Genomic DNA, 20,282 nt, shown 5'->3' with positions numbered 1-20,282 from the left:
GGTTGCTGCGCGGCCCGGAGGGGTAGCAGAGGGTATGGACGCCTTCGACCCCGACACCGCCAGCGCACCGGTCGCCATCGTCGCGGGTGCCTCCCGGGGGCTGGGCCTCGAGATCGCGCGTCAGCTGGTGGGTCGGGGCTGGCGGGTGCACGTCCTCGCGCGTGACGCCGACACCCTGCGGCGCGCCGCGTTCGGCTCCGGCCCGGGCCGGGCGCTCACCCATGTGGCCGACGTCTCCGACGCCGACGCCGTGTCCCGGGTGGTCGACCTGGTGCTGGCCGACGAGGGCCGGCTGGACGCCGCCTTCCACGTGGCCGGGACCATCCAGGTCGGCGCCCTCGACGGTGTCACCCTGGGCCACCTGCACGAGGCGGTCGACACCATGCTCTGGGGGCCGGTCCACCTGAGCCTGGCGGTGCTGCCCGCCATGCGGGCCCAGGGGCACGGCCGCATCGGGGTGGTCTCCTCCGTCGGTGGCCTCGTGGCCGTGCCGCGCCTGCTGCCCTACTCGGTGGCGAAGTTCGCCGCCGTCGGGCTCGCGGAGGGGCTGGCCGCCGAGCTCTCGGGCACGGGCGTCACCGTGACGGCCGTGACCCCGTGGCTGATGCGGACGGGAGGCCACCGGGCGGCGCGGTTCAGCGGGGCCGAGCAGGCCGACCACGCGTGGTTCTCGCTGGCCGCCTCGCTCCCGGTGCTGACCGTGCCCGTGGAGCGCGCCGCCCGCCGCATCATCGACGGGGTGCTCGCCGGGCGGGTCACCGTGACGGCCTCGCCGGTGGTGGGCGTCGTGCGCCGCGTCCACGGCCTGGCGCCGGCCACCACGGTGCGGGCCCTGGGGCTGGGTGCGCGGCTCCTCCCGGGCACGAGCCCCCGGCGGGACTGGTGGCGCCGCGACGCCCCGGCCACCGACGGCGCCGCTCTCGAGCGCACCGCCCCGAGGGCGGTGACGGCCCTGGCCACCCTCGGGCGCCGTGCGGCCCGGCGCCAGAACGAGCCCGACCCGGTTGGGGCCCACGAGCCGGGGTAACACACAGGTCCACGTCCCCGACCGCAGGAGCCGACCATGACCGACATCCCCCGACAGCAGCAGGAGTGGCCGGGGCGGACCGACGCGCTGCACCCGGCGCCCGACCACGGGGAGACCTCGTGGACCGGGCGGAGCCGCCTGGCCGGCCGGCGCGCGCTGGTCACCGGCGGCGACTCGGGCATCGGCCGGGCGGTGGCCCTGACGTTCGCGCAGGAGGGGGCGCGGGTCGTCATCACCCACCTGGCCGAGGAGGCCGACGACGCCCGCCAGACGGTCGAGGCCGTGCGTGCGGCCGGGGGGAGCGCCGACGCCGTCGTCGCCGACCTGCGCACCCACGACGCCGTGCACGCGCTGGCGGACGAGGTGCGCGAGCGCCTGGGCGGCCTGGACGTGCTGGTCTGCAACGCGGCCTACCAGATGACCCACGACCGCCTCGAGGACTTCCCGCCCGAGCAGGTCGAGCGGACCTTCGCCACCAACGTCTTCTCGACCTTCTGGCTGGTCAGCGAGCTCGCCGGCGACCTCGAGGAGTCAGGGGGCAACGTCGTGGTCACGACCTCCGTGCAGGCCTACCAGCCGAGCGAGCACCTGCTCGACTACGCCGCCTCGAAGGCGGCGCTCACGAACCTGGTGGTGAACCTGGCGCAGGACCTCGGGCCGCGCGGCGTGCGGGTCAACGCGGTGGCTCCCGGGCCGGTGTGGACCCCGCTGATCCCGGCGACGATGAGCCCCGACAAGGTCGAGGGCTTCGGGTCCGACACACCCCTGGGCCGGGTCGGCCAGCCGGTCGAGGTCGCCGCGGCCTTCGTCTTCCTGGCCTCCGAGGAGGCGAGCTACGTCTCCGGCAGCGTCCTGGGCGTGACCGGCGGCAAGCCGGTGTTCTGAGCCGCCCGCCGGGTGTGCGTCGGGACCGCTGGGGGTAGGGGTCCCTCACCGAAAGGACCCACCAGGAGGTAGACCGTGCGAGCAGTGACGTGGCAAGGGACCAAGGACGTGCGGGTCGAGGACGTCCCCGACCCCCGCATCGAGCAGCCCACCGACGCGGTCATCCGGGTCACGAGCACCAACATCTGCGGCTCCGACCTGCATCTCTACGAGCCCCTGGGCGCCTTCATGCGGCCCGGTGACGTGCTCGGGCACGAGGCGATGGGGGTCGTCGAGGAGGTCGGTACCGACGTGGGCGACCTCGCGGTCGGCGACCGCGTCGTCATCCCGTTCCAGGTGTGCTGCGGCCGCTGCTGGATGTGCGAACGCGGGCTGCAGAGCCAGTGTGAGGCGACCCAGGTCCGCGAGCAGGGCACCGGCGCAGCGCTGTTCGGCTACTCCGAGCTCTACGGCTCGGTGCCGGGCGGGCAGGCCGAGTACCTGCGGGTGCCCCACGCCGGCTACACCCACGTGAAGGTCCCCGACGGGCCCCCCGACGAGCGCTTCGTCTACCTGTCGGACGTGCTGCCCACGGCCTGGCAGGGCGTGGCGTACGCCGACCCCGGGCCCGACGGCACGCTCCTGGTGCTCGGCCTCGGCCCCATCGGCGACATGGCGTGCCGCATCGCGCAGCAGCGCGGCGTGCGCCGGGTCATCGGCGTCGACCTGGTCGACGCGCGGCTGGCCCGCGCCCGGGCGCGCGGCGTCGAGACGCTCGACCTGCGCGAGGTCGACGACGTCGGTGACGCGGTCCGCGAGCTCACGTCCGGCCGCGGGGCCGACGCCGTGGTCGACGCCGTCGGGATGGAGGCGCACGGCTCGGGGGCGGCGAAGCTGTCGCACAAGATCATCGAGGCCCTGCCTTCGGCGCTGACCCGGCCGATCATGACCCGGGTCGGCATCGACCGCCTCGCTGCGCTGTACTCGGCGATCGACGCGGTGCGGCGCGGTGGCACGGTCTCGCTCAGCGGGGTCTACGGTGGGATGACCGACCCGATGCCCATGATGACGCTGTTCGACAAGCAGGTGCAGATCCGGATGGGACAGGCCAACGTCAAGCGCTGGGTGCCCGACATCCTGCCGCTGCTCACCGACGACGACCCGCTGGGCGTCGACGGCTTCGCCACCCACCGCATGAGTCTCGAGGACGCGCCCGAGGCCTATGCCACCTTCCGGGCCAAGGAGGACGGCATGGTCAAGGTCGTGCTGAAGCCCGGCGGGATCCGGCCCGCGTGAGCGCCCACGCCGGCGCCGGTCGCCACCCCGGCCGGGACGCCTCATGACGTTGACCTGCGACGCCGTCGTCGTCGGAGCCGGCCCCAACGGTCTGGTCGCCGCCATCGCCCTCGCCGACGCCGGCTGGGACGTGGTGCTGGTGGAGGAGCAGGACGAGGTGGGCGGCGCCGTGCGCAGCGCCGAGGTCACCGCGCCCGGGTTCGTCACCGACCTGTTCAGCGCGTTCTACCCCCTCGCCGCCGCGAGCCCCGTCATCCGCGACCTCGACCTCGGGGCGCACGGCCTGACCTGGGTCCGGGCCCCCGACCCCGTCGCGCACGCCCTTCCCGACGGCCGCGGTGCCGTGCTGCGCTCCCGGGCCGAGGACACGGCGGCCGGGCTGGAGGCCCACGCGGCCGGTGACGGCGACGCGTGGCTGCGCCTGGTGCAGCAGTGGCAGCGCATCCGCGACCCCCTGCTGGACGCCCTCTTCACGCCCCTCCCGCCGGTGCGCCCCGCCCTGCGGCTGGCCCGCACCGCGCACGTCGCCGGCACCCTCGACCTGGCCCGCCTGGCCCTGAGCTCGGTGCGCCGGTTCGGGCACGAGGAGTTCCGCAGCGAGGAGGCGCGGGTCCTGTTCACCGGCAACGCCATGCACAGCGACCTCCCGCCCGACGGGGCGGGGAGCGCGCTGTTCGGGTGGCTCCTGGTGATGCTGGGCCAGGACGTCGGTTTCCCCGTGCCGCAGGGCGGCGCCGGGCGGCTCGCGGAGGCGCTGCGGCGCCGGGCCGAGTCCTGCGGGGTCCAGGTGCTCTGCGGGGTGCGCGCCGAAGCGGTCGAGGTCGTCAGCGGGCAGGCCCGCGGGGTCCGCCTCGCCGACGGGCGGCGGGTCCGTGCCCGTCGCGCGGTGGTGGCCGACGTGTCGGCGCCCGCACTCTACGAGCGGCTCCTGGCCGACGAGGTCCTGCCCGACCGCTTCCGTGCGGACCTGCGGCGCTTCCAGTGGGACCCGGCGACCATCAAGGTCGACTGGGCCCTGGAGCGACCGGTCCCGTGGGTGTCGCCCGAGGTCCGTGGCGCGGGCACCGTCCACCTGGGCGCCGACGACGACGGGCTGGTCGGGGTGGCGGCCGACCTGGCCGTCGACCGCGTGCCCGAGCGGCCCTTCGTGCTGTTCGGCCAGATGACGACGGCCGACCCCACGCGCTCACCCGTCGGGACCGAGTCGGCCTGGGCCTACAGCCACCTACCGCGCGAGGGCGCCCGCGACCCCGAGGTCGTGGCCCGCCAGGTCGAGCGGATGGAGCAGGAGGTGGAGCGGGTGGCGCCGGGCTTCGGCTCGAGCGTGCTGGCGCGCCACGTCCAGTCCCCGGCCTCGCTGGAGGCCGACGACACGAACCTCAGCCGGGGCGCGCTCAACGGCGGGACGGCCGGCCTGCACCAGCAGCTGGTGTTCCGCCCCACGCGGGGCCTGGGCCGCCCGGAGACACCCGTCCCGGGGTTGTTCCTGGCCAGTGCCTCCGCCCACCCCGGGGGCGGCGTCCACGGAGCCTGCGGATGGAACGCCGCCGTGGTCGCCCTGGCCCAGCACGGGCCCCTCGGGCCGGCCCGCCGGGCGCTGGCCCGCACTGCCTGGGCGCGGGTGCTGCGGCCGGACCGCTGACCCCGCCGCCGCCCGCGCGCGGGCGGCGTCACGGGAGCGGCGTCACGGAAGCAGTGTCACGCGAGCAGGGTCATGCGGGCTGGGTGCCCTCCCCGCGGGACAGCCGGTAGCGGCCCTCGGCCACCAGGGCGAGCCGCAGCAACGTCTCGCGGTTGCGCGGCAGGATCACCGCCTGCCGCAGCGGCATCGGGACCAGGCGCCCGGGCCCGTTGGAGGCGTCCTCGGCGATCGAGACCGTGCAGGTCTCCGGCCCGTCCGCGACCACCTCGATCTCGACCCGGGCCTCCCCGGCGGGCCACCCGCGGGCGGTGAGGAGGATGCGCCGCGGGGGATCGGCCTCCTCGACGACGGTGGTGTCGGAGAGCGTGGCCGGCCACAGACCGACGCTGTGGTGCAGCCGGGTGCCGGGCTGGGGCCACCCCTGGTCGACGTCGCGCACCCGGCTGGCGCCCACGACCCACGTCGCGTACTGCCAGCCGTCGCGGACCACGTCCCACACGGCCTCGGCGGGAGCGGCCACCGAGCGGGACACGCGGGGGCGGTGCAGGCGTCGTTCGTCGGTCATCGGGTCATCCTCGTCGGTGGCGGGGTCGTCGCGCGGGTCGGCACGGACGGGGGAGGGGTGCGGGAGGAGGCCATCGAGGGCTCCTTTCGTCGATGGCCTGCGAGTACCCGGCGGCCGGCCGCGCCAACCCTCGGCGCGCCCGTGGTTGCGTTCCACCGGCCTCAGCCCGTCGCGGCGGCTCCCGCGGGCAGCAGGACGCGCTCGAGGAACGCGCCGAGCTCGTCCGCGGCGTCGAGAGGCAGGACGTGGGCCACGTACTGGTCCGGCCGGACGAGCACCAGGCACCCGGCCTCGCGGTCGATGCCCCGCACCGTGAAGACGTCCTCGTCCGGGTCGGGGGTGAACACCTTCTCGTAGTCCACCAGGCCGAAGCGGCCCTTGCGGGGGAGGAGCGCGAGGGGAAGGTCGGCCGTGGTGACCCGCACATGGTCCTGCTGGAGGACGGCGCGGACGTCGACCACGGCGTCGGGGTCCTCGCCCGGGCGGGTGAACCGGGCGACCGGCGAGCGCCGCGGGTCGCCCAGGACCCCGCAGAACGCGCGCAGGCGTGACTCCGGCGACCGGGGGTCGGCCCGGTCCCCGAAGGCGTAGACCCGCCAGCGCCCGTCGGCCTCGTGGATGTGCCCCAGGTGCATCCGCCGCGCATCGGCGAGGCGGACCACCGGGGCGGAGTGGAACCGCTCACCGACGCCGAACCCCCGGGCGAGGTGCTGCCCGGCCTCGTCGCCGGTCAGCATCCCGGCGGGGTACCGCGTCGCGACCCCGGCCGTGTACCGCCCCTGCCGGGCGAAGTGCTCCTGGAACCCCCCGGGGGCGGGACCGGGCCCGGCCGCGCCGGCGGTGAGCATGGTCGCGAACTCACGGTCGAAGTCGATGAGCCGCTGCGCCACGGCCTGTCGCTCCGCCGAGTAGGTACGGAGCAGGTCGGGGCGGGCCCGGCCCCGCACCACGGCGGCCAGCTTCCAGCCGAGGTTGAAGGCGTCCTGCATCGAGACGTTCATGCCCTGGCCGGCCTTCGGGCTGTGGGTGTGACACGCGTCGCCGGCGAGGAAGACCCGGGGGAGGGCGGCGTCCCGGCCGTCGCCTCCGTCGTCGAAGCGGTCCGTCAGGCGCTGCCCGATCTCGTAGACCGACCACCACGCGACCTCCTTCACCTCGAGGGTGTGCGGGTGCAGGATCCGCCGCGCCGCCGCGATGACGTCGTCGGCCGTGACCGCGCGGGCGCCGACGCGCTCCCCGGGGGCCAGCCGGTCCATCTCGACGTACATCCGGACGAGGTAGCCGCCCTCGCGGGGGATCACGAGCATGCTGCCGCCGCCCGCGGACCGGACGACGTTCTTGAACCGGATGTCCGGGAAGTCGGTCACGGCCAGGACGTCCATGACTCCCCACGCCTGGTTGGCCGAGTCCCCGTGGAGGCCACGGCCGATGGCGCCGCGCACCGCGCTCCGGGCGCCGTCGCACCCCACGACGTAGCGGGCACGCACCGTGGTCGTCCCCGCGTCGGGTCCGCCGTCGGTGGGGCGCAACGTCACGGTCACCGGATGGGTGCCCTCGTCGCCGACGTCGAGCGAGACCATCTCGAGGCCGTACTCCGGCTCCAGGCGCGCGGGCGCCGTCCGCATCGCGTCGAGCAGGAAGTCACCGATCCGCGCCTGGTTCAGGATCAGGTGGGGGAACTCCGACAGCCCGTCCTCGACGTCCTGGACGCGGCCGCTGCGGACGATGTGCTCGGGTCGCTCGGGATCGGGGCTCCAGAACACGGTCTCGGTGACCGCGCAGGCCTCGTGCAGCACACGATGGGCGAAGCCGAAGGCCTCGAACATCTCCATCGAGCGGCACGCCACCCCGTCGGCATGGCCCCGGTCGAGCGGACCTGCGCGGCGCTCGACCACCCGGGTCGTCACGTCGGGGAAGCGGGCGAGCTGGGCGGCCAGGACGAGCCCGGCGGGCCCGGTCCCCACGACCAGGACGTCCACCTCGTCCGGCGCGGGCGACGGCGCGGCGGCCGGGGTCGGGGTGAGCGCGGGGTCGCCGGGGTGGAAACCGTCGAGGTAGGCCTGCATGGGGTCTCCTTCCGCGGACGACGCCCGCACAATTCGTCAGTGTACTGAATGAAATGGTCGCAGAGGCCGAGGGGGAGCCGGTGTCGGCTCAGGCGTCGGGCAGGCGGGCGACGCGGGCCAGCCGCGCGCGGAACGAGGGGCGGGCCCGGGCGGGGAGGGGAGCCAGGACGACGTCCTGGAGCGCGAGGACCCGGGGTTCGTGCTCGTCCAGCGCGCGGCGGCCCTCGCCGGTCAGGGAGAGGCGCCGACGGCGAGCGTCGTCGGGGTCGCGCTCGCGGGTGACCCAGCCGCGCCGTTCGAGACGTGCCCCCACATCGGCGGTGGTGGAGCGGTCCAGGCCGGTCCGGGCGCCGAGCTCCCCCTGGTCGACGCCGGGCCGACCGTCGAGCACGTGGAGGACGGCGTACTGGGGCCCCGTGAGGGCACCGCCGAGCATCTCGGCGAAGATCGCCGTGTGCACCTGCTGGGCCCGGCGCAGCAGGTGCCCCGGGATCCGCCACGGGGCGTCGGGCCCGTGCCCCGCGCCGGGGACGTCCTCGACCCGGGCCACCGCCGCGAGGTCCCGCACGAACGCGCTCCGCTCACGCGCGGACAGGGGCGCCAGCAGCCGGTCCTGGACGATGCTGGCCCGCGGGTGCAGAGCCCGCAGCTGCGCCGCACCCGACGAGGTGAGGCCGAGGAGGTCGCGGCGGCGGTCGGCGGGGTCGGTCACGCGGGTCAGCCAGCCGCGGGTCTCGAGCCGCCGGACGACCTGCGCGGTGGTGCTCCGGTCGAGCGAGGCGAGGGCACCGACCGTGCGCTGGTCGACGCCCGGGCGGGCCTCGACGGCCGAGAGGACGGCGTACTGGGGGCCGGTCGCGTCGGGCCCGACGACGCCCGCCCACACCTCCGTGTGGTGCTGCTGGGCCCGGCGCAGCAGGTGCCCGCACAGCGCGCCGAGCGGCACATGCCCGGCCGCCGCGACCCGGGCGGGCTGCTCCTCGAAGGGCACGGGGACTCCTGGGTCGGGCGACGGGTCAGCCCTCAGGGTAGGAGGCCGAGGTCCGCTCCGCCGGAGGGGGTGACGGTGGGCCGGGTCAGCCGCTCAGGCCGGGACGCTGCCCATCCCGTGCGAGCGCACCGTCTCCTCCATCCCGGGCGAGCCCAGGAGGCCCAGGGCCGCCGCGGCGCGCTCCGCCTGGTGCGAGGCGCGCAGCACGGCACCACTGAAGACGGTGGTCACCGCCGCGGCGCCGGGGAGGGGCCCGACCACGCGCACGCCGGGCATCCCCGCGAGCTCGCTGTACTGCTGGATGCCGACGTCGGCCTGCCTGTCGAGCAGCATCCGGGCGACCGGCACCCCCGCGGGCGCCTGGACCAGACGCTCCCCGAGCTCACGAGCCAGACCCCACTGCTCGAGCCGCGCGGTGAGGGCCCGGCCGCTCGGGCCGGTCGAGTAGCCGATCGTCCGCGCCGCTCGCAGGACGGCGACCAGGTCCTCCTCGGTGTCCAGCACGGGCACCGGGGCGGAGGACGGGACCGCGAGGACGACCTGCGAGGTGAACAGGGGCCGCAGCGTCCCGGGGACCAGCCGGCCGGCGCTCTCCAGGCCGGTCATGGCGTCCTCGGCCAGCACCAGGAGGTCGGCGGTCTCCCCTTCGCGCACGCGCCGGGCCACCTCGACGCCGCCGGCGGAGGCGAACGTCAGGGAGACGTCGTGGTCGCGGTGGAGCGCCTGGCTCAGCGAGCGCAGCAGGGTCTCCGTGGCCCGGGACGAGAGCCCCTCGAGCGCCCCTGCGTCCGCCGGGCTCACCGGCCGGCCCTCACGCGGCACGGCGAGTGGGGGTCAGGGGGCATCGAGCAGCGCATCGATGACGCTCGCGATGTGGCCCCGCATCGCCGCCTCCGCCGCGGCCGGGTCACGCGCGATGACCGCCTCGATGATCTGCTCGTGCTGGCGGAGGGACACGGCGGAGCGGCCCGGGCGGAGGGACAGCTGGAACTGGTGGCGGACCATCTGTCCGCGCAGCTCCTCGATGATGCGCTGCGCCGTACCGTGCCCGGCCATCTCGCGGACCTTGCGGTGCAGGCGGGCGTTGAGCTCGCTGTAGAGCAGCGGCTCACCGGCCGAGACCGCCTCGCGCATGTCGCCGCCGATGCGGCGCAGCTCGGCGGCGTCCTCGTCGGTGGCGAGCTCGGCGGCCCGCGCCGCGACGAGGCCCTCGACGACCATCCGCACCTGGGTGATCTCGATGGCCTCGTCGAGGGTGATCTCGCGGATCCGGGCGCCGCGGTTGCGCTGGAGCTCGACCAGCCCCTGGGCCGCGAGGTCGCGCAGGGCCGAGCGCACCGTGAACCGGCTCGCGTCGAACTGCTCGCACAGCTCGGCCTCGACCAGGCGCTGGTTGGGCGCGAAGTCGCCCCGCAGGATGGCGGCCCGCAGACCGTCCGCGACGGTGGTGTCCGTGCTCAACGCGGTCGCTCCTCGAGGCGCTCGACGGGGGTGGGGATGCTGGGGTGGAGGCTAGCCGCTCGGGCCGCGGGGGACCGAGCCGTCCGAGGGGCGCCTCCGTCCCGTGGGCCGCCGATGGCGCTCATGAGACCGGACCCGGCTCGTCCTGCGGGCGGTGGCCCTGCTTCGCCTGCTGGATGAGCTCGTAGACGTGGGCCCGCAGCTCCGCGAACCGGGGGGTGGAACGGGTCCCGAGCTGGTCGCGGTCACCGGGCAGGTCGACGACGACGTCCTCGAGGATGACGGTCGGGCGGTTGGACAGCACGAGGATGCGTTCCCCCAGGTACACCGACTCGTCGATGTCGTGGGTGACGAAGAGCACGGTGACGCCGAGGCGCTGCCAGAGCGCCCGCACGAGGTCCTCGAGGTCGGCCCGCGTCTGCGCGTCGACCGCGGCGAACGGCTCGTCCATGATGAGCACCTTGGGCTCGTAGGCGACGGCGCGGGCGATGGCCACCCGCTGCTGCATACCGCCGGAGAGCTGCCACGGGTGGGCGTCGCCGGAGTCGGCGAGGCCCACGGCCTCGAGGGCCTCGCTGACGATGCGCCGCCGCTCGGCCGCGGCGACCTTGCGCTCGATGAGCGGGCGCTCGACGTTCTGGCGCACCGTCATCCACGGGAAGAGGCTGCGGCCGTACTCCTGGAAGACCACGGCCATGCCGCGCGGAGGTTCGGTCACCGTCTCGCCGTCCAGCACGATCTCGCCGGCGGTGGTGTCGAGCAGGCCGGCGATGCAGCGCAACAGGGTGGTCTTGCCCGCGCCGGACGGCCCGACGATGCACACGAGCTGGCCCCGCGGGACCGAGAAGGTGAGGTCGCGGATGGCCTCGACGGAGCGTCCCTGGCCGGTGTAGGTCTTCTGCAGCCCCCGGACGTCGAGGACGGCGTCGGCCGCCCCTGCCGGGGAGGTGGGGTCGGTGGTGTCGGTCGTGCTCATGTCAGGCTCCTCGGTTGGCGTCGCGCAGGCCCCGGTACCACGCCAGGGCCCGGTGTTCGACGAGTCGGAAGACGAGGGAGAGGACGAAGCCGAGCAGGCCGAGCATGATGATGCCCGTCCACATCTCGGGGATCGCGAACCCTCGTTGGAACTGCACGATCGAGGCCCCGAGCCCGCGGTTGGCCCCGAACAGCTCGGAGATCACCATCAGGATGACGCCGATGGACAGCGCCTGGCGGGCGCCGGCCGCGATCTGCGGGCTCGCGCCCCGCAGGACGACGTGCACCAGGCGCGACCGCCGGCTCAGGTGGTAGCAGCGCGCGGTGTCGAGCAGGACCTCGTCGACGCCGCGCACCCCCTCGACCGTGTTGAGCAGGACCGGCCACACGCAGCCGAGCGCGATGGTGATGACCTTCGAGGTCGACCCCGTGTAGCCGAGGAAGAGCGCGATGAGCGGGACCAGGACCGGCGGCGGCACCGCCCGGAAGAACTCCAGGGTCGGCTCGGTGAAGGCGCGCACCCGGCGGGACAGGCCCACCAGCATCCCGACGGCGACGCCCGCCACGACGGCCAGGGCGTACCCGACGAGCAGGCGCACGACGCTGGGCAGCACGTCCTCGGTCATCCGCCCGGAGAACCAGGTGCCCGGGAACTTCGCGACGATGGTGCTCAACGGCGGCCAGAACGGGCTGGTGCTGCCGGCCGAGGCGAACCACCAGACGGCGACCAGGACCAGCGGGAGGCCCAGGGCGTACCCGAGCCGCCGCAGCACGGTGAGGGGGGTCATGCCGCGTCCCTCCGCACCGACGGGTGCCACCGCAGGACGCGCTTCTCGATGGCCCGGGCCAGCAGGTTGACCGCCACCCCGAGCAGGCCGACGGCGATGACGAGCGCGTAGGTCTCGGGCACCGCCCCGGAGGACTGGGCGACGCCGATGGTCTGGCCCAGCCCGGGGACGCCGATGACCAGCTCGGCGGTGATCTCGAGGATCAGCGCGACCGCGGCCGCGAGCCGGAACCCGGTGACCACGTAGGGGAGGGCGGTCGGCCACACGACGTGGCGGCCGGTGGAGAACACCGAGAACCGGTAGGAGCGGGCGGTGTCGCGGGCGACGGGGTCGACGTCGGCCACGCCGTAGAGGACCTGGACGAGGACCTGCCAGGTGGCGGCGTACACGACCAGGACCAGGGCCGAGGGCAGCCGGCTGCCGAAGAGCAGGACCACGAGGGGGATGAGCGCGACCGACGGGATGGGCCGGAGGAACTCGATCGTGGAGGACGTCGCGTCGCGCAGGAACGGGACGCTGCCGATGACCAGCCCCAGACCGACACCGAGCACCATCGCGAGGGCGAGCCCGAGCGCCCAGCCGCGGACGGTCAGCCCGAGCAGGGTCCAGAAGTCGGGGTCGACCACGATCTGCGCGAGCCGCGCGAGGATCTGGCTGGTCGGCGGCAGGTAGTGGGGGTTGACCAGGCCGGAGCGGGGCAGGACCTCGCCCACGACTCCGACGGTGACCAGCCCCAGCACCCCGAGCAGCGCGTCGCTGCCCGGGAGGGGAAGGCGGCGGCTCCGGGACGGGCCGATGGACGCGGTGCTCACGGTGTCGGGGCTCCTCGGGGGTGGTGGTCGGTGGGCCCGGTCACCGCGCCGCCGGAGGGCGGCGCGGTGACCGTGGACCTCACGGGAGGAGCGTGCTGACGTCGACCTTCTTGGTGAAGAGGCCGTCCTGGGTACCGAGGTCCGCCAGGAGCTGCACCGAGTCGGTGTTGATCTCGGACGTCCACTTGGGCAGCGTGACGGCCTGCTGGGCCTTCGCATCGAGCTTGGTGTACTTCGGGAGGATGGCGCGGGTCTCGTCCTGGTGCGCCTGGGCGTAGTCCAGCGACTTGTTCATCGCCGCGGTGAACTTCTTGACGATGTCGCCGTGCTCCTGGACGTAGGAGGCCGAGGTGAAGTAGAGCGCGATCTGCATGCCCGGCTCGACGCCGGCGAGGTTGGACCCGAGGTAGCGCTCACCCTGGCTCTTGGCGATGGTCAGGAACGGCTCGACCACCTGGCCGGCGTCGATGTCGCCCTTGGCGACCGCGGCCGCCATGTCCGGGAAGGGGAGCTCGGTGTACTGGATGGTCGACGGGTCGCCGCCGTCGTCGCGCACCCACTTGTTGATGGTCGTCGTCATGATGTTGTTCAGGTTGTTGACGCCGACCTTCTTGCCCGCGAGGTCCTTGGGGCTCTTGATCGGGCTGTCCTGCTTGACCACCACGCCGCCGAAGTCCTTGGCCGGGTCGTCGGTCGCCTGGTTACCGGAGGCCACGGCCTTCAGCGGCAGACCCTTGGCGGTCGCCAGCAGCAGGGAGGTCGTGTTGCTGAACCCGAACTGGTACTGGCCGCTGACGACGGCGGGGACGATGGCCGCGCCGCCCTGGGCGAGCTCGAGCTTGACGTCGAGGCCCTCGTCCTTGAAGAAGCCCTGGTCGACGCCGAGGTAGATGGGCGCCACGTCGATGATCGGGATGACCCCGACCGTCAGCGGGGTCATCGCTCCGCTGCCGCTGCCGCCGCCGGCCGCCGACGAGGACGCCGAGGACGACGTGCCCAGGCTCCCGTCGCCGGAACCGCACGCGGCGAGGAGCAGCGCGGAGGTGGCACCGAGGGCGATCAGTCCCACCCGACGGGACACTCGTCGGGGGGCGGTGGTGGACAGGTGCATGGGGGCTCCTCCTTGAGTCCGGCGACGCTCGCCGTCGAGCGCGTGCGCCAGAGTCAACAGTATTGTCAACAATCTCGTCAACCACTCCGGCGACATTTTGAGACGGGCCCCCACCCCGGGGCCGGCCGGACCGCGGGCTCAGACGACGACGCCCTCGAGGGTCTCGGGCGCGAACAGCTCCCGCGGCGACCACGCACGGTCGGCCAGCCCCTGGTCGAAGGAGTAGCGCAGGAAGGTCTCGAGGGTGCCCTCGTTGCCGGGGAGGCCGTAGGTCCAGTAGTCCGCACCCATCACGGCCCGGGTGGCCGCGACCTCGTCCGGCAGCCACGGCAGCGTGTAGCGCAGCGAGGCCGTCTCGTCGATGCCCACCATCGTCAGGGCCCGGGAACGCTCGAAGGCCGTGGTGAGGCTGCGCGCGAGCCAGCGGTGGGCCTCGTACACGTCGCGACGGATGACCACGACGTGCATGATCGGGAAGATGCCGGTCCGGGCGAAGTAGTCCTGCTCGGTGGCGCGCGAGTCGGGGAAGAGGCGCCGGACCCGTGGGTCGCCGGCCGTGAACGGGGCGGGTGTCCGCGGCGTGTAGAGCGCGTCGACCTCGCCCTCCGCGAGCATCTCGGCCAGCGTCGCACCCGCTGGGATCGGTGCGATCTCCACCCCGTCGGGGACGGAGAAGGAGAGCTTCTCGGTGCGGCCCGGCGTGTGCAGCCCGCCGGTGCGGTACCGCACCGCGTCGACCGGGACGCCGTGGTGCTCGGCCAGGATCCCCCGGATCCACACCGCGGCCGTCACCTGGTACTCGGGCACCCCGACGACGCGGCCGACGAGATCCTCCGGTCGCTCGATCCCCGAGTCCGCGTTCACGTAGATCCCGCTGTGCCGGAACATCCGCGACGGGTAGACCGGGATGGCCACGAACGGCGACGGGTCCTGCGCGAGGGTCATCACGTACGTCGACAGCGAGAGCTCCGCGACATCGAACTCGCGGTAGCGCACCATCCGGAAGAAGGTCTCCTCGACGGGGAGCGTGAGGTAGGTCAGGTCGGCCCCCTCCACGGTCACCTGGCCGGTGCGCAGGGCCGCCGTCCGGTCGTAGTCGGCGCAGGCCAGGCTGAGCTGAACGGTGCTGGTTCCCATGGGTTCTCCTCGGGTGTGTGTGGGCGTGGGTGTGGGAGGTCAGAGGATGACGGACACGGCCTTGGTCTGGGTGAAGCCCAGCAGCTCCTCGAGCGACTCCTCGCGCCCGAGGCCGGAGGCCTTGGTGCCTCCGTACGGCACGCCCGGGAAGTGGCGGGAGGTCCCGTTCACCCAGACGAACCCCGCGTCGAGGGCCGCGGCCATCCGGTGGGCCCGCGAGACGTCACGGGTCCAGACCGCCGCCGTCAGGCCGTACTCGACCCCGTTGGCGACCGCGACGGCCTCGTCCTCGGTGCGGAAGGTGAGCACGGACAGGACCGGCCCGAAGACCTCCTCCCGCGCCAGGGCCATCTCGGGCTGCACGTCCACCACCAGGGTCGGCTCGACGTAGTGCCCCCCGGCGAGCGATGCCGGTGCCCGGCCGCCGACGACGACCCGGGCGCCCTCGGCCTCGGCCGTCGCGACGTGGCGCAGCACGCGGTCGGCCTGCTCCGTGGAGACGAGGGGGCCCACGTCGGTGGCGGGGTCGGTGGCGGGGCCGACCCGCAGCGTGCGCAGGCGCTGCGCGACCCGCTCGACGAAGGCCTCGGCGACGTCCTCGTGGACGAGCAGACGCGAGGTGGAGCCGCAGGACTGCCCGGTGCTGGCGACGAGGTTCATGCCGTCGACGGCGCCGTCGGCCGCGCGGTCCAGGTCGGTGTCCGGGAAGACGACCATGGCGTTCTTGCCGCCGAGCTCGAGGGTCACCTGCTTGACCCCGACCGCCGCCGCCGCGCCCTGGATGGCCCGGCCGGTCCGCTCGCTCCCGATGAACGCGATCCGCCGGACCGTGGGATGGCGCACGAGCGCCTCTCCCGTCTCCGGGCCCCGCCCGGTGACCACCCCGAGGACCCCGGGTGGCAGGACGCCACGGAACAGCTCCCCGAGGCGCAGCGCCGAGAGCGGGGTCTGGTGGGCCGGTTTGAGGACGACGGTGTTCCCGGCGACGGGGGGGGCGGCGATCTTGCCGGCGGCGAACATCAGCGGATGGTTGAAGGGCAGGATGCGGGCCACCACCCCCCACGGCTCCCGGACGGTGTAGTGCAGGTTGTCGGCGGAGGCGGGGATCGTCTCCCCGCGCAGGTCCAGGGCCCATCCCGCGAACAGGCGCAGCGACTCCGCCGCGCGGCGCACGTCGGCGAGCATGCTGCGGACGGGGCTCCCCAGGCCGCGGGCATCCAGCTCGGCCAGCTCGTCCTCATGGTCCAGCAGGACGGCCGCGAGCCGGCCGACGACCTCCCCCCGCTCGGGAGCCGATGTCGCCCGCCAGGCCGGGAAGGCGGCCGCGGCGGCACGGACCGCGGCGTCCACGTCGCCGGCGGTGGCGTCGGGGGCGTCGGCGAGGTGCTCGCCGGTGCTGGGGTCGCTGACGGGGTAGGTGCGGCCGCCCTCGGCGGCGCGCAGCTCGCCGCCGACGAGCAGGCGCCAGTCGCGGTCCACGGGAGACGGCATGGCAGCTCCTGCTCGCTGGGGGTGCCGGACGGTGTTCCGGACGGTGTGCCGGACGGTGTTCCGGACGGCACAATATGTCACTCTTTACGTAAAGTACGACCATCTGACCGGCTCGTCGTCCGACGGGCCCCGCGAAGAGACCCGAGGAGGGCGTCCGTGTCGCTGCGCTCCGCCCTGCTGGCCCTGCTCGAGGTGCGGCCGATGACCGGCTACGAGCTGGCCAAGCAGTTCGACCAGAGCGTGGGCTTCGTCTGGCACGCGAGCCACTCCCAGATCTACCCCGAGCTACGCCGCCTCGAGGAGGCCGGGCTCGTGCGCGCGCAGGCCAGCGCCCGCGGGACGCATGCCACGAAGCGCACCTACTCGGTCACCGACGCGGGCTGCGCGGCGCTCGCGGACTGGGTCCAGCGGGTCGACCCCCCGGTCCGGGAGCGGTCGGCGGAGTACCTCAAGGCCACCTACCTCGAGCTCGGCTCCTACGACGACGCCCGCCGCCAGTACGCGGCGCACCGGGCCTTCCACGAGGACCAGCGCCGGCGCTGGGCCGCACACGCGGACGCGCTGGAGGCGCACGACACCGAGCTGCTGCGGCTGCGGCTGGCCCGTGCCCCGCAGGCCGCCCACGCGGCCGTCGTCGCCTACAAGGTCCACGTCTACCGGGGGCTGGTGGAGCGGGCGGCCCTCGAGGTCGCCTGGGCCGAGAGGGGCCTCGAGCTCGTGGACCGGCTGCAGGCCGCGGCGGGCGCGCCCGGCGACGCACCGCCGGCCCCACCGCGTCCCGCCTGACCGGCCGGCGTCCGAGCCTTGGCCATCGGGACCGGCGAGCACCTAAGGTCGTGCGCATGGCACCGCCGCCCGAAGGTCGCACCGGGGACGCCGGCGGGCCGGTCCGCACCGCCGCGGGCAAGGTCCTGGCCGTGCTCGCCACCTTCACCCGCGACCAGCAGAGCCAGTCGCTCTCGCAGATCGCCCGGCACGCGCGCATCCCGCTGAGCACCGCCCACCGCATCGTCGCGGAGCTGGCCGACTGGGGTGCTCTCGAACGCGGGGAGGACGGCACATGGCACGTCGGGCTCCGGCTGTGGGAGGTCGGCTCGGCCGCGCCGCGGACGCAGATCCTGCGGGACGCGGCGCTGCCGTTCATGCAGGACCTGTACGAGGGGACCCACGAGAACGTCCAGCTCGCCGTCCGCGAGGGCACCGAGCTGGTCTTCGTCGAGCGGATCGCCGGGCACCGGTCGGTCGAGCTCATCACCATGGTCGGTGCCCGGTTCCCCCTGGCGGCCACGGGCATGGGCCGCGTCCTCCTGGCCCACGCGCCCGCCGAGATCCGGGAGGTGGTCCTCGAGCACCCGCTCCAGGCGTTCACCCCCTTCACCATCACCGACCCGGAGGTGCTGCGCGCCCAGCTCAACGGCATCCGGCGCGAGCAGGTCGTCGTCAGTGACCGGCAGCTGTCCGAGAGCACGCTGGCGGTGGCCGCCCCGGTCCGGATCGGGGCCACGGGCCCGGTGCACGCCGCCCTCGGGGTCGTGGTCGCCGCCGAGCGCACCACGGACCGGGTCCGCGCCCTGCGCCGCCCGGTGCTGCTGGCCGCCCAGGGCATCTCGGACGCCCTCGGGCGTCGGGTGGGCGCGACCGGGGTGTGAGTCGGGGCGGTCCTGTCTTCCGCCAGGCGGAAAGGCCGCTGCGCCGGGGGCGAGCGCGATGGGACGTTCGGGATCACGCACCCACGGAATCGAGGAGCAGCCATGACGGACCAGGAAGTGGCCGAGACCACCGAGGTCCCGGTGGCCATCGTCGGTGCCGGACCCTCCGGGCTCATGCTCGCCCACCTGCTCGCCCGCGCCGGTGTCGACGCCGTGGCGGTCGAGAGCCGGACGCGCGCCGAGATCGAGTCCACCCACCGCGCGGGGATCCTCGAAGCCGACAACGCCCGGGCCCTGGTCGAGACGGGGGTGTCGGACCGCATCCTGCGCGACGGCCACGAGCACGAGGGCATCGAGCTCCGCTTCGACGGGCGGGGCCACCGGATCGACTTCGCCGAGCTGGTCGGTGCCTCCGCGTGGCTGTACCCCCAGACCGACGTCTTCACCGACCTCGCCGACGCCCGCGCCCGCGACGGGGGGGTCGTGCACTACGGCGTGCGCGACACCGAGGTGCTCGACGTCGAGGGGGATGCGCCCCGGGTGCGGTTCACCGACTCCTCCGGCATCCGGCACGAGCTCCGGGCGCGCTACGTCATCGGTGCCGACGGGTCGCGCAGCACCTGCCGCGCCCTCGTGCCTCAGGACCGGAGCACCCAGTTCTTCAAGGAGTACCCCTTCGCCTGGTTCGGCATCCTGACCCACGCCCCGGTCAGCGCCCCGGAGCTGGTCTACGCCCAGTCCGAGCACGGCTTCGCCCTCATCAGCCAGCGCACCGACGCCGTCCAGCGGATGTACTTCCAGTGCGACCCCGACGAGGACGTCGACGCCTGGGACGACGCGCGGATCTGGGAGACCTTGCAGCAGAGGGTCGCCGGTCGCGACGGCTTCTCGCTGCGCGAGGGCCCCGTCTTCGAGAAGACCGTCCTGCGCTTCCGCTCCTTCGTCCAGCAACCGATGCGGTGGGGCTCGCTCGTGCTGGCCGGCGACGCCGCCCACACCGTCCCGCCGACCGGCGCCAAGGGGCTCAACCTCGCCCTGCACGACGTGCAGATCCTCGCCGACGTGCTGGCCCGCACCGTGCACAGCGGCGACGACGCCGTCCTCGACGAGTTCGAGCCCCGGGCCCTCCAGCGGGTGTGGCGGGCCCAGAACTTCTCGTACTGGATGACCCAGCTGCTCCACACGACGCCGGGGAGCACGGCGTTCGACCACCGGCGCCAGGTCGGCGAGCTCGACAACGTCGTGGGCACCCGGGCCGGTCGTACCTACCTCGCGGAGCAGTACACCGGCTGGCCCACCCGCGACACCTGACAGGCCGACCGAACCGACCGACCCGACCGACCCGACCGACCCCTCGAAGGAGACTGCGCCGCGTGATCATCGACTGCCACGGCCACTTCACCACGGCTCCGCCCCAGCTCGCCCGGTGGCGGGACCGGCAGGTCGCCGCCGTCGGCGACCCCGCGAACGCCCCGGACCCGGCCGACCTCGTCATCTCCGACGACGACCTGCGCGAGGCCGTCGAGGGCAACCAGCTGCGGCTCATGGACGAGCGGGGGAGCGACCTGACGATCTTCTCGCCGCGGGCCAGCTTCATGGCGCACCACATCGGGGACCTCGCGGTCTCCTCCACCTGGGCCCGCATCTGCAACGACCTGGTGCACCGGGTCAGCACGCTCTACCCGGAGCGGTTCGCGATGGGGGCGATGCTGCCGCAGTCACCGGGGGTCGACCCCGCCACGTCGCTGCCCGAGCTGCGCCGCGCGGTCGAGGAGCTGGGGGCCGTGACGGTCAACCTCAACCCGGACCCGTCGGGAGGCCGCTGGACGGCGCCGCCGCTCACGGACCGCGCCTGGTACCCGATCTACGAGGCCCTGGTCGAGTACGAGGTCCCCGCGATGGTCCACGTCAGCACCTCCTGCAACCCGGCCTTCCACACCACCGGGGCCCACTACCTCAACGCCGACACCACGGCCTTCATGCAGCTGCTGCAGGGTGACCTGTTCGCGGACTTCCCGACCCTGCGCCTGGTCATCCCGCACGGCGGGGGTGCGGTGCCGTACCACTGGGGCCGCTTCCGGGGCCTGGCCATGGCCCTCGGCCGGCCCGACCCCGAGGCCCTCCTCGACAACGTGCTGTTCGACACCTGCGTGTACCACCAGCCGGGCATCGACCTGCTCACCGACGTCATCCCCAGCCGCTCCGTGCTGTTCGCGAGCGAGATGATCGGCGCCGTCCGCGACATCGACGCCCGCACCGGCCACCACTTCGACGACACCCGTCGGTACGTCGACGCCACCCCCCACCTCACCGACGACGAGCGCACCGCCGTGTACTCCGGCAACGCGCTGCGCGTCTACCCCCGCCTCGCCGCCCGCCTCGGCGCGGCCGGCCACTGACGAGAGGA

The 20,282-nt window shown here is 74.3% G+C and carries 19 protein-coding genes; 8 read left to right on the top strand and 11 right to left on the bottom strand.

The genetic code is table 11. The annotated features are described in order from the left end of the window. Window positions 1-34: 34 nt before the first annotated feature. The 4 genes from ATL31_RS01485 to ATL31_RS01470 all read left to right on the top strand — a co-directional run bounded on the left by ATL31_RS01485 (window position 35) and on the right by ATL31_RS01470 (window position 4,829). Window positions 35-1,027 carry an SDR family NAD(P)-dependent oxidoreductase gene (locus ATL31_RS01485; RefSeq protein WP_101394210.1) on the top strand — a complete coding sequence of 331 codons (993 nt, stop codon included), beginning with the start codon at window positions 35-37 and terminating at the stop codon, window positions 1,025-1,027. Window positions 1,028-1,063: 36 nt separating this feature from the next. Beyond that, window positions 1,064-1,912 (top strand): glucose 1-dehydrogenase, encoded by an 849-nt coding sequence (locus ATL31_RS01480; RefSeq protein WP_101394209.1) that lies wholly within the window; start codon window positions 1,064-1,066, stop codon window positions 1,910-1,912. A gap of 75 nt (window positions 1,913-1,987) precedes the next feature. After that, the gene (locus ATL31_RS01475) at window positions 1,988-3,187 is read left to right on the top strand and encodes a zinc-dependent alcohol dehydrogenase (protein ID WP_101394208.1); all 1,200 of its coding nucleotides are present in this window, start codon (window positions 1,988-1,990) and stop codon (window positions 3,185-3,187) included. Window positions 3,188-3,230: 43 nt separating this feature from the next. After that, on the top strand, window positions 3,231-4,829 hold the full coding sequence (locus ATL31_RS01470) for a phytoene desaturase family protein (protein ID WP_101394207.1): 1,599 nt from the start codon (window positions 3,231-3,233) through the stop codon (window positions 4,827-4,829). 70 nt (window positions 4,830-4,899) lie between these two features. On the opposite strand, the gene ATL31_RS01465 is transcribed toward ATL31_RS01470, so the two are convergent. The 11 genes from ATL31_RS01465 to ATL31_RS01415 all read right to left on the bottom strand — a co-directional run bounded on the left by ATL31_RS01465 (window position 4,900) and on the right by ATL31_RS01415 (window position 16,226). After that, entirely contained in the window at window positions 4,900-5,394 is a 495-nt protein-coding gene (locus tag ATL31_RS01465) for an SRPBCC family protein (RefSeq protein WP_101394206.1), read from the bottom strand. A gap of 161 nt (window positions 5,395-5,555) precedes the next feature. Then, window positions 5,556-7,460 (bottom strand): FAD-dependent monooxygenase, encoded by a 1,905-nt coding sequence (locus tag ATL31_RS01460; protein ID WP_101394205.1) that lies wholly within the window; start codon window positions 7,458-7,460, stop codon window positions 5,556-5,558. A gap of 88 nt (window positions 7,461-7,548) precedes the next feature. Further along, the gene (locus ATL31_RS01455) at window positions 7,549-8,451 is read right to left on the bottom strand and encodes a MarR family winged helix-turn-helix transcriptional regulator (RefSeq protein ID WP_101394204.1); all 903 of its coding nucleotides are present in this window, start codon (window positions 8,449-8,451) and stop codon (window positions 7,549-7,551) included. 93 nt (window positions 8,452-8,544) lie between these two features. Continuing rightward, window positions 8,545-9,252 carry a molybdate ABC transporter substrate-binding protein gene (locus tag ATL31_RS01450; RefSeq protein ID WP_101394203.1) on the bottom strand — a complete coding sequence of 236 codons (708 nt, stop codon included), beginning with the start codon at window positions 9,250-9,252 and terminating at the stop codon, window positions 8,545-8,547. Between the two features lie 33 nt (window positions 9,253-9,285). Then, the gene (locus tag ATL31_RS01445) at window positions 9,286-9,912 is read right to left on the bottom strand and encodes a GntR family transcriptional regulator (RefSeq protein ID WP_101394202.1); all 627 of its coding nucleotides are present in this window, start codon (window positions 9,910-9,912) and stop codon (window positions 9,286-9,288) included. 121 nt (window positions 9,913-10,033) lie between these two features. Continuing rightward, window positions 10,034-10,888: an ABC transporter ATP-binding protein gene (locus tag ATL31_RS01440; protein ID WP_101394201.1), complete on the bottom strand. Its 855-nt coding sequence runs from the start codon at window positions 10,886-10,888 to the stop codon at window positions 10,034-10,036. A gap of 1 nt (window position 10,889) precedes the next feature. Continuing rightward, the gene (locus ATL31_RS01435; protein WP_101394200.1) at window positions 10,890-11,675 is read right to left on the bottom strand and encodes an ABC transporter permease; all 786 of its coding nucleotides are present in this window, start codon (window positions 11,673-11,675) and stop codon (window positions 10,890-10,892) included. Next, window positions 11,672-12,487, bottom strand: a complete 816-nt coding sequence (locus ATL31_RS01430) for an ABC transporter permease (RefSeq protein WP_101394199.1) — start codon at window positions 12,485-12,487, stop codon at window positions 11,672-11,674. Before ATL31_RS01430 ends, ATL31_RS01435 begins: the two co-directional genes overlap by 4 nt. Before the next feature lie 79 nt (window positions 12,488-12,566). Beyond that, entirely contained in the window at window positions 12,567-13,556 is a 990-nt protein-coding gene (locus tag ATL31_RS01425) for an ABC transporter substrate-binding protein (protein WP_245861823.1), read from the bottom strand. Window positions 13,557-13,736: 180 nt separating this feature from the next. After that, the gene (locus ATL31_RS01420) at window positions 13,737-14,735 is read right to left on the bottom strand and encodes a substrate-binding domain-containing protein (RefSeq protein ID WP_101394197.1); all 999 of its coding nucleotides are present in this window, start codon (window positions 14,733-14,735) and stop codon (window positions 13,737-13,739) included. Window positions 14,736-14,774: 39 nt separating this feature from the next. Continuing rightward, the gene (locus ATL31_RS01415; protein ID WP_101394196.1) at window positions 14,775-16,226 is read right to left on the bottom strand and encodes an aldehyde dehydrogenase family protein; all 1,452 of its coding nucleotides are present in this window, start codon (window positions 16,224-16,226) and stop codon (window positions 14,775-14,777) included. Between the two features lie 156 nt (window positions 16,227-16,382). Here ATL31_RS01415 and ATL31_RS01410 point away from each other — a divergent pair, with 156 nt between their 5' ends. The 4 genes from ATL31_RS01410 to ATL31_RS01395 all read left to right on the top strand — a co-directional run bounded on the left by ATL31_RS01410 (window position 16,383) and on the right by ATL31_RS01395 (window position 20,274). Continuing rightward, window positions 16,383-17,012, top strand: a complete 630-nt coding sequence (locus ATL31_RS01410; protein ID WP_101394195.1) for a PadR family transcriptional regulator — start codon at window positions 16,383-16,385, stop codon at window positions 17,010-17,012. 56 nt (window positions 17,013-17,068) lie between these two features. Beyond that, a complete protein-coding gene (locus ATL31_RS01405; protein ID WP_101397122.1) occupies window positions 17,069-17,875 on the top strand; it encodes an IclR family transcriptional regulator in 807 nt (268 codons plus the stop codon). 102 nt (window positions 17,876-17,977) lie between these two features. Beyond that, window positions 17,978-19,186: a 4-hydroxybenzoate 3-monooxygenase gene (locus tag ATL31_RS01400; protein WP_101394194.1), complete on the top strand. Its 1,209-nt coding sequence runs from the start codon at window positions 17,978-17,980 to the stop codon at window positions 19,184-19,186. A gap of 62 nt (window positions 19,187-19,248) precedes the next feature. Beyond that, window positions 19,249-20,274, top strand: a complete 1,026-nt coding sequence (locus ATL31_RS01395; RefSeq protein ID WP_101394193.1) for an amidohydrolase family protein — start codon at window positions 19,249-19,251, stop codon at window positions 20,272-20,274. The last annotated feature ends 8 nt before the right edge of the window (window positions 20,275-20,282 follow it).

Origin of the sequence: Phycicoccus duodecadis (genome assembly GCF_002846495.1) — a bacterium.
Classification (GTDB): Bacteria; Actinomycetota; Actinomycetes; order Actinomycetales; family Dermatophilaceae; genus Phycicoccus; species Phycicoccus duodecadis.
Note: the sequence above shows the minus strand (reverse complement) of the source record. Positions and strands in the feature narration are given on the sequence as shown.

Coding starts and splice junctions, on each gene's coding strand:
- ATL31_RS01485 (WP_101394210.1), top strand. CDS start 35: ATGGACGCCTTCGACCCCGACACCGCCAGCGCACCGGTCGCCATCGTC.
- ATL31_RS01480 (WP_101394209.1), top strand. CDS start 1,064: ATGACCGACATCCCCCGACAGCAGCAGGAGTGGCCGGGGCGGACCGAC.
- ATL31_RS01470 (WP_101394207.1), top strand. CDS start 3,231: ATGACGTTGACCTGCGACGCCGTCGTCGTCGGAGCCGGCCCCAACGGT.
- ATL31_RS01465 (WP_101394206.1), bottom strand. CDS start 5,394: ATGACCGACGAACGACGCCTGCACCGCCCCCGCGTGTCCCGCTCGGTG.
- ATL31_RS01460 (WP_101394205.1), bottom strand. CDS start 7,460: ATGCAGGCCTACCTCGACGGTTTCCACCCCGGCGACCCCGCGCTCACC.
- ATL31_RS01440 (WP_101394201.1), bottom strand. CDS start 10,888: ATGAGCACGACCGACACCACCGACCCCACCTCCCCGGCAGGGGCGGCC.
- ATL31_RS01435 (WP_101394200.1), bottom strand. CDS start 11,675: ATGACCCCCCTCACCGTGCTGCGGCGGCTCGGGTACGCCCTGGGCCTC.
- ATL31_RS01420 (WP_101394197.1), bottom strand. CDS start 14,735: ATGGGAACCAGCACCGTTCAGCTCAGCCTGGCCTGCGCCGACTACGAC.
- ATL31_RS01415 (WP_101394196.1), bottom strand. CDS start 16,226: ATGCCGTCTCCCGTGGACCGCGACTGGCGCCTGCTCGTCGGCGGCGAG.
- ATL31_RS01405 (WP_101397122.1), top strand. CDS start 17,069: ATGGCACCGCCGCCCGAAGGTCGCACCGGGGACGCCGGCGGGCCGGTC.
- ATL31_RS01400 (WP_101394194.1), top strand. CDS start 17,978: ATGACGGACCAGGAAGTGGCCGAGACCACCGAGGTCCCGGTGGCCATC.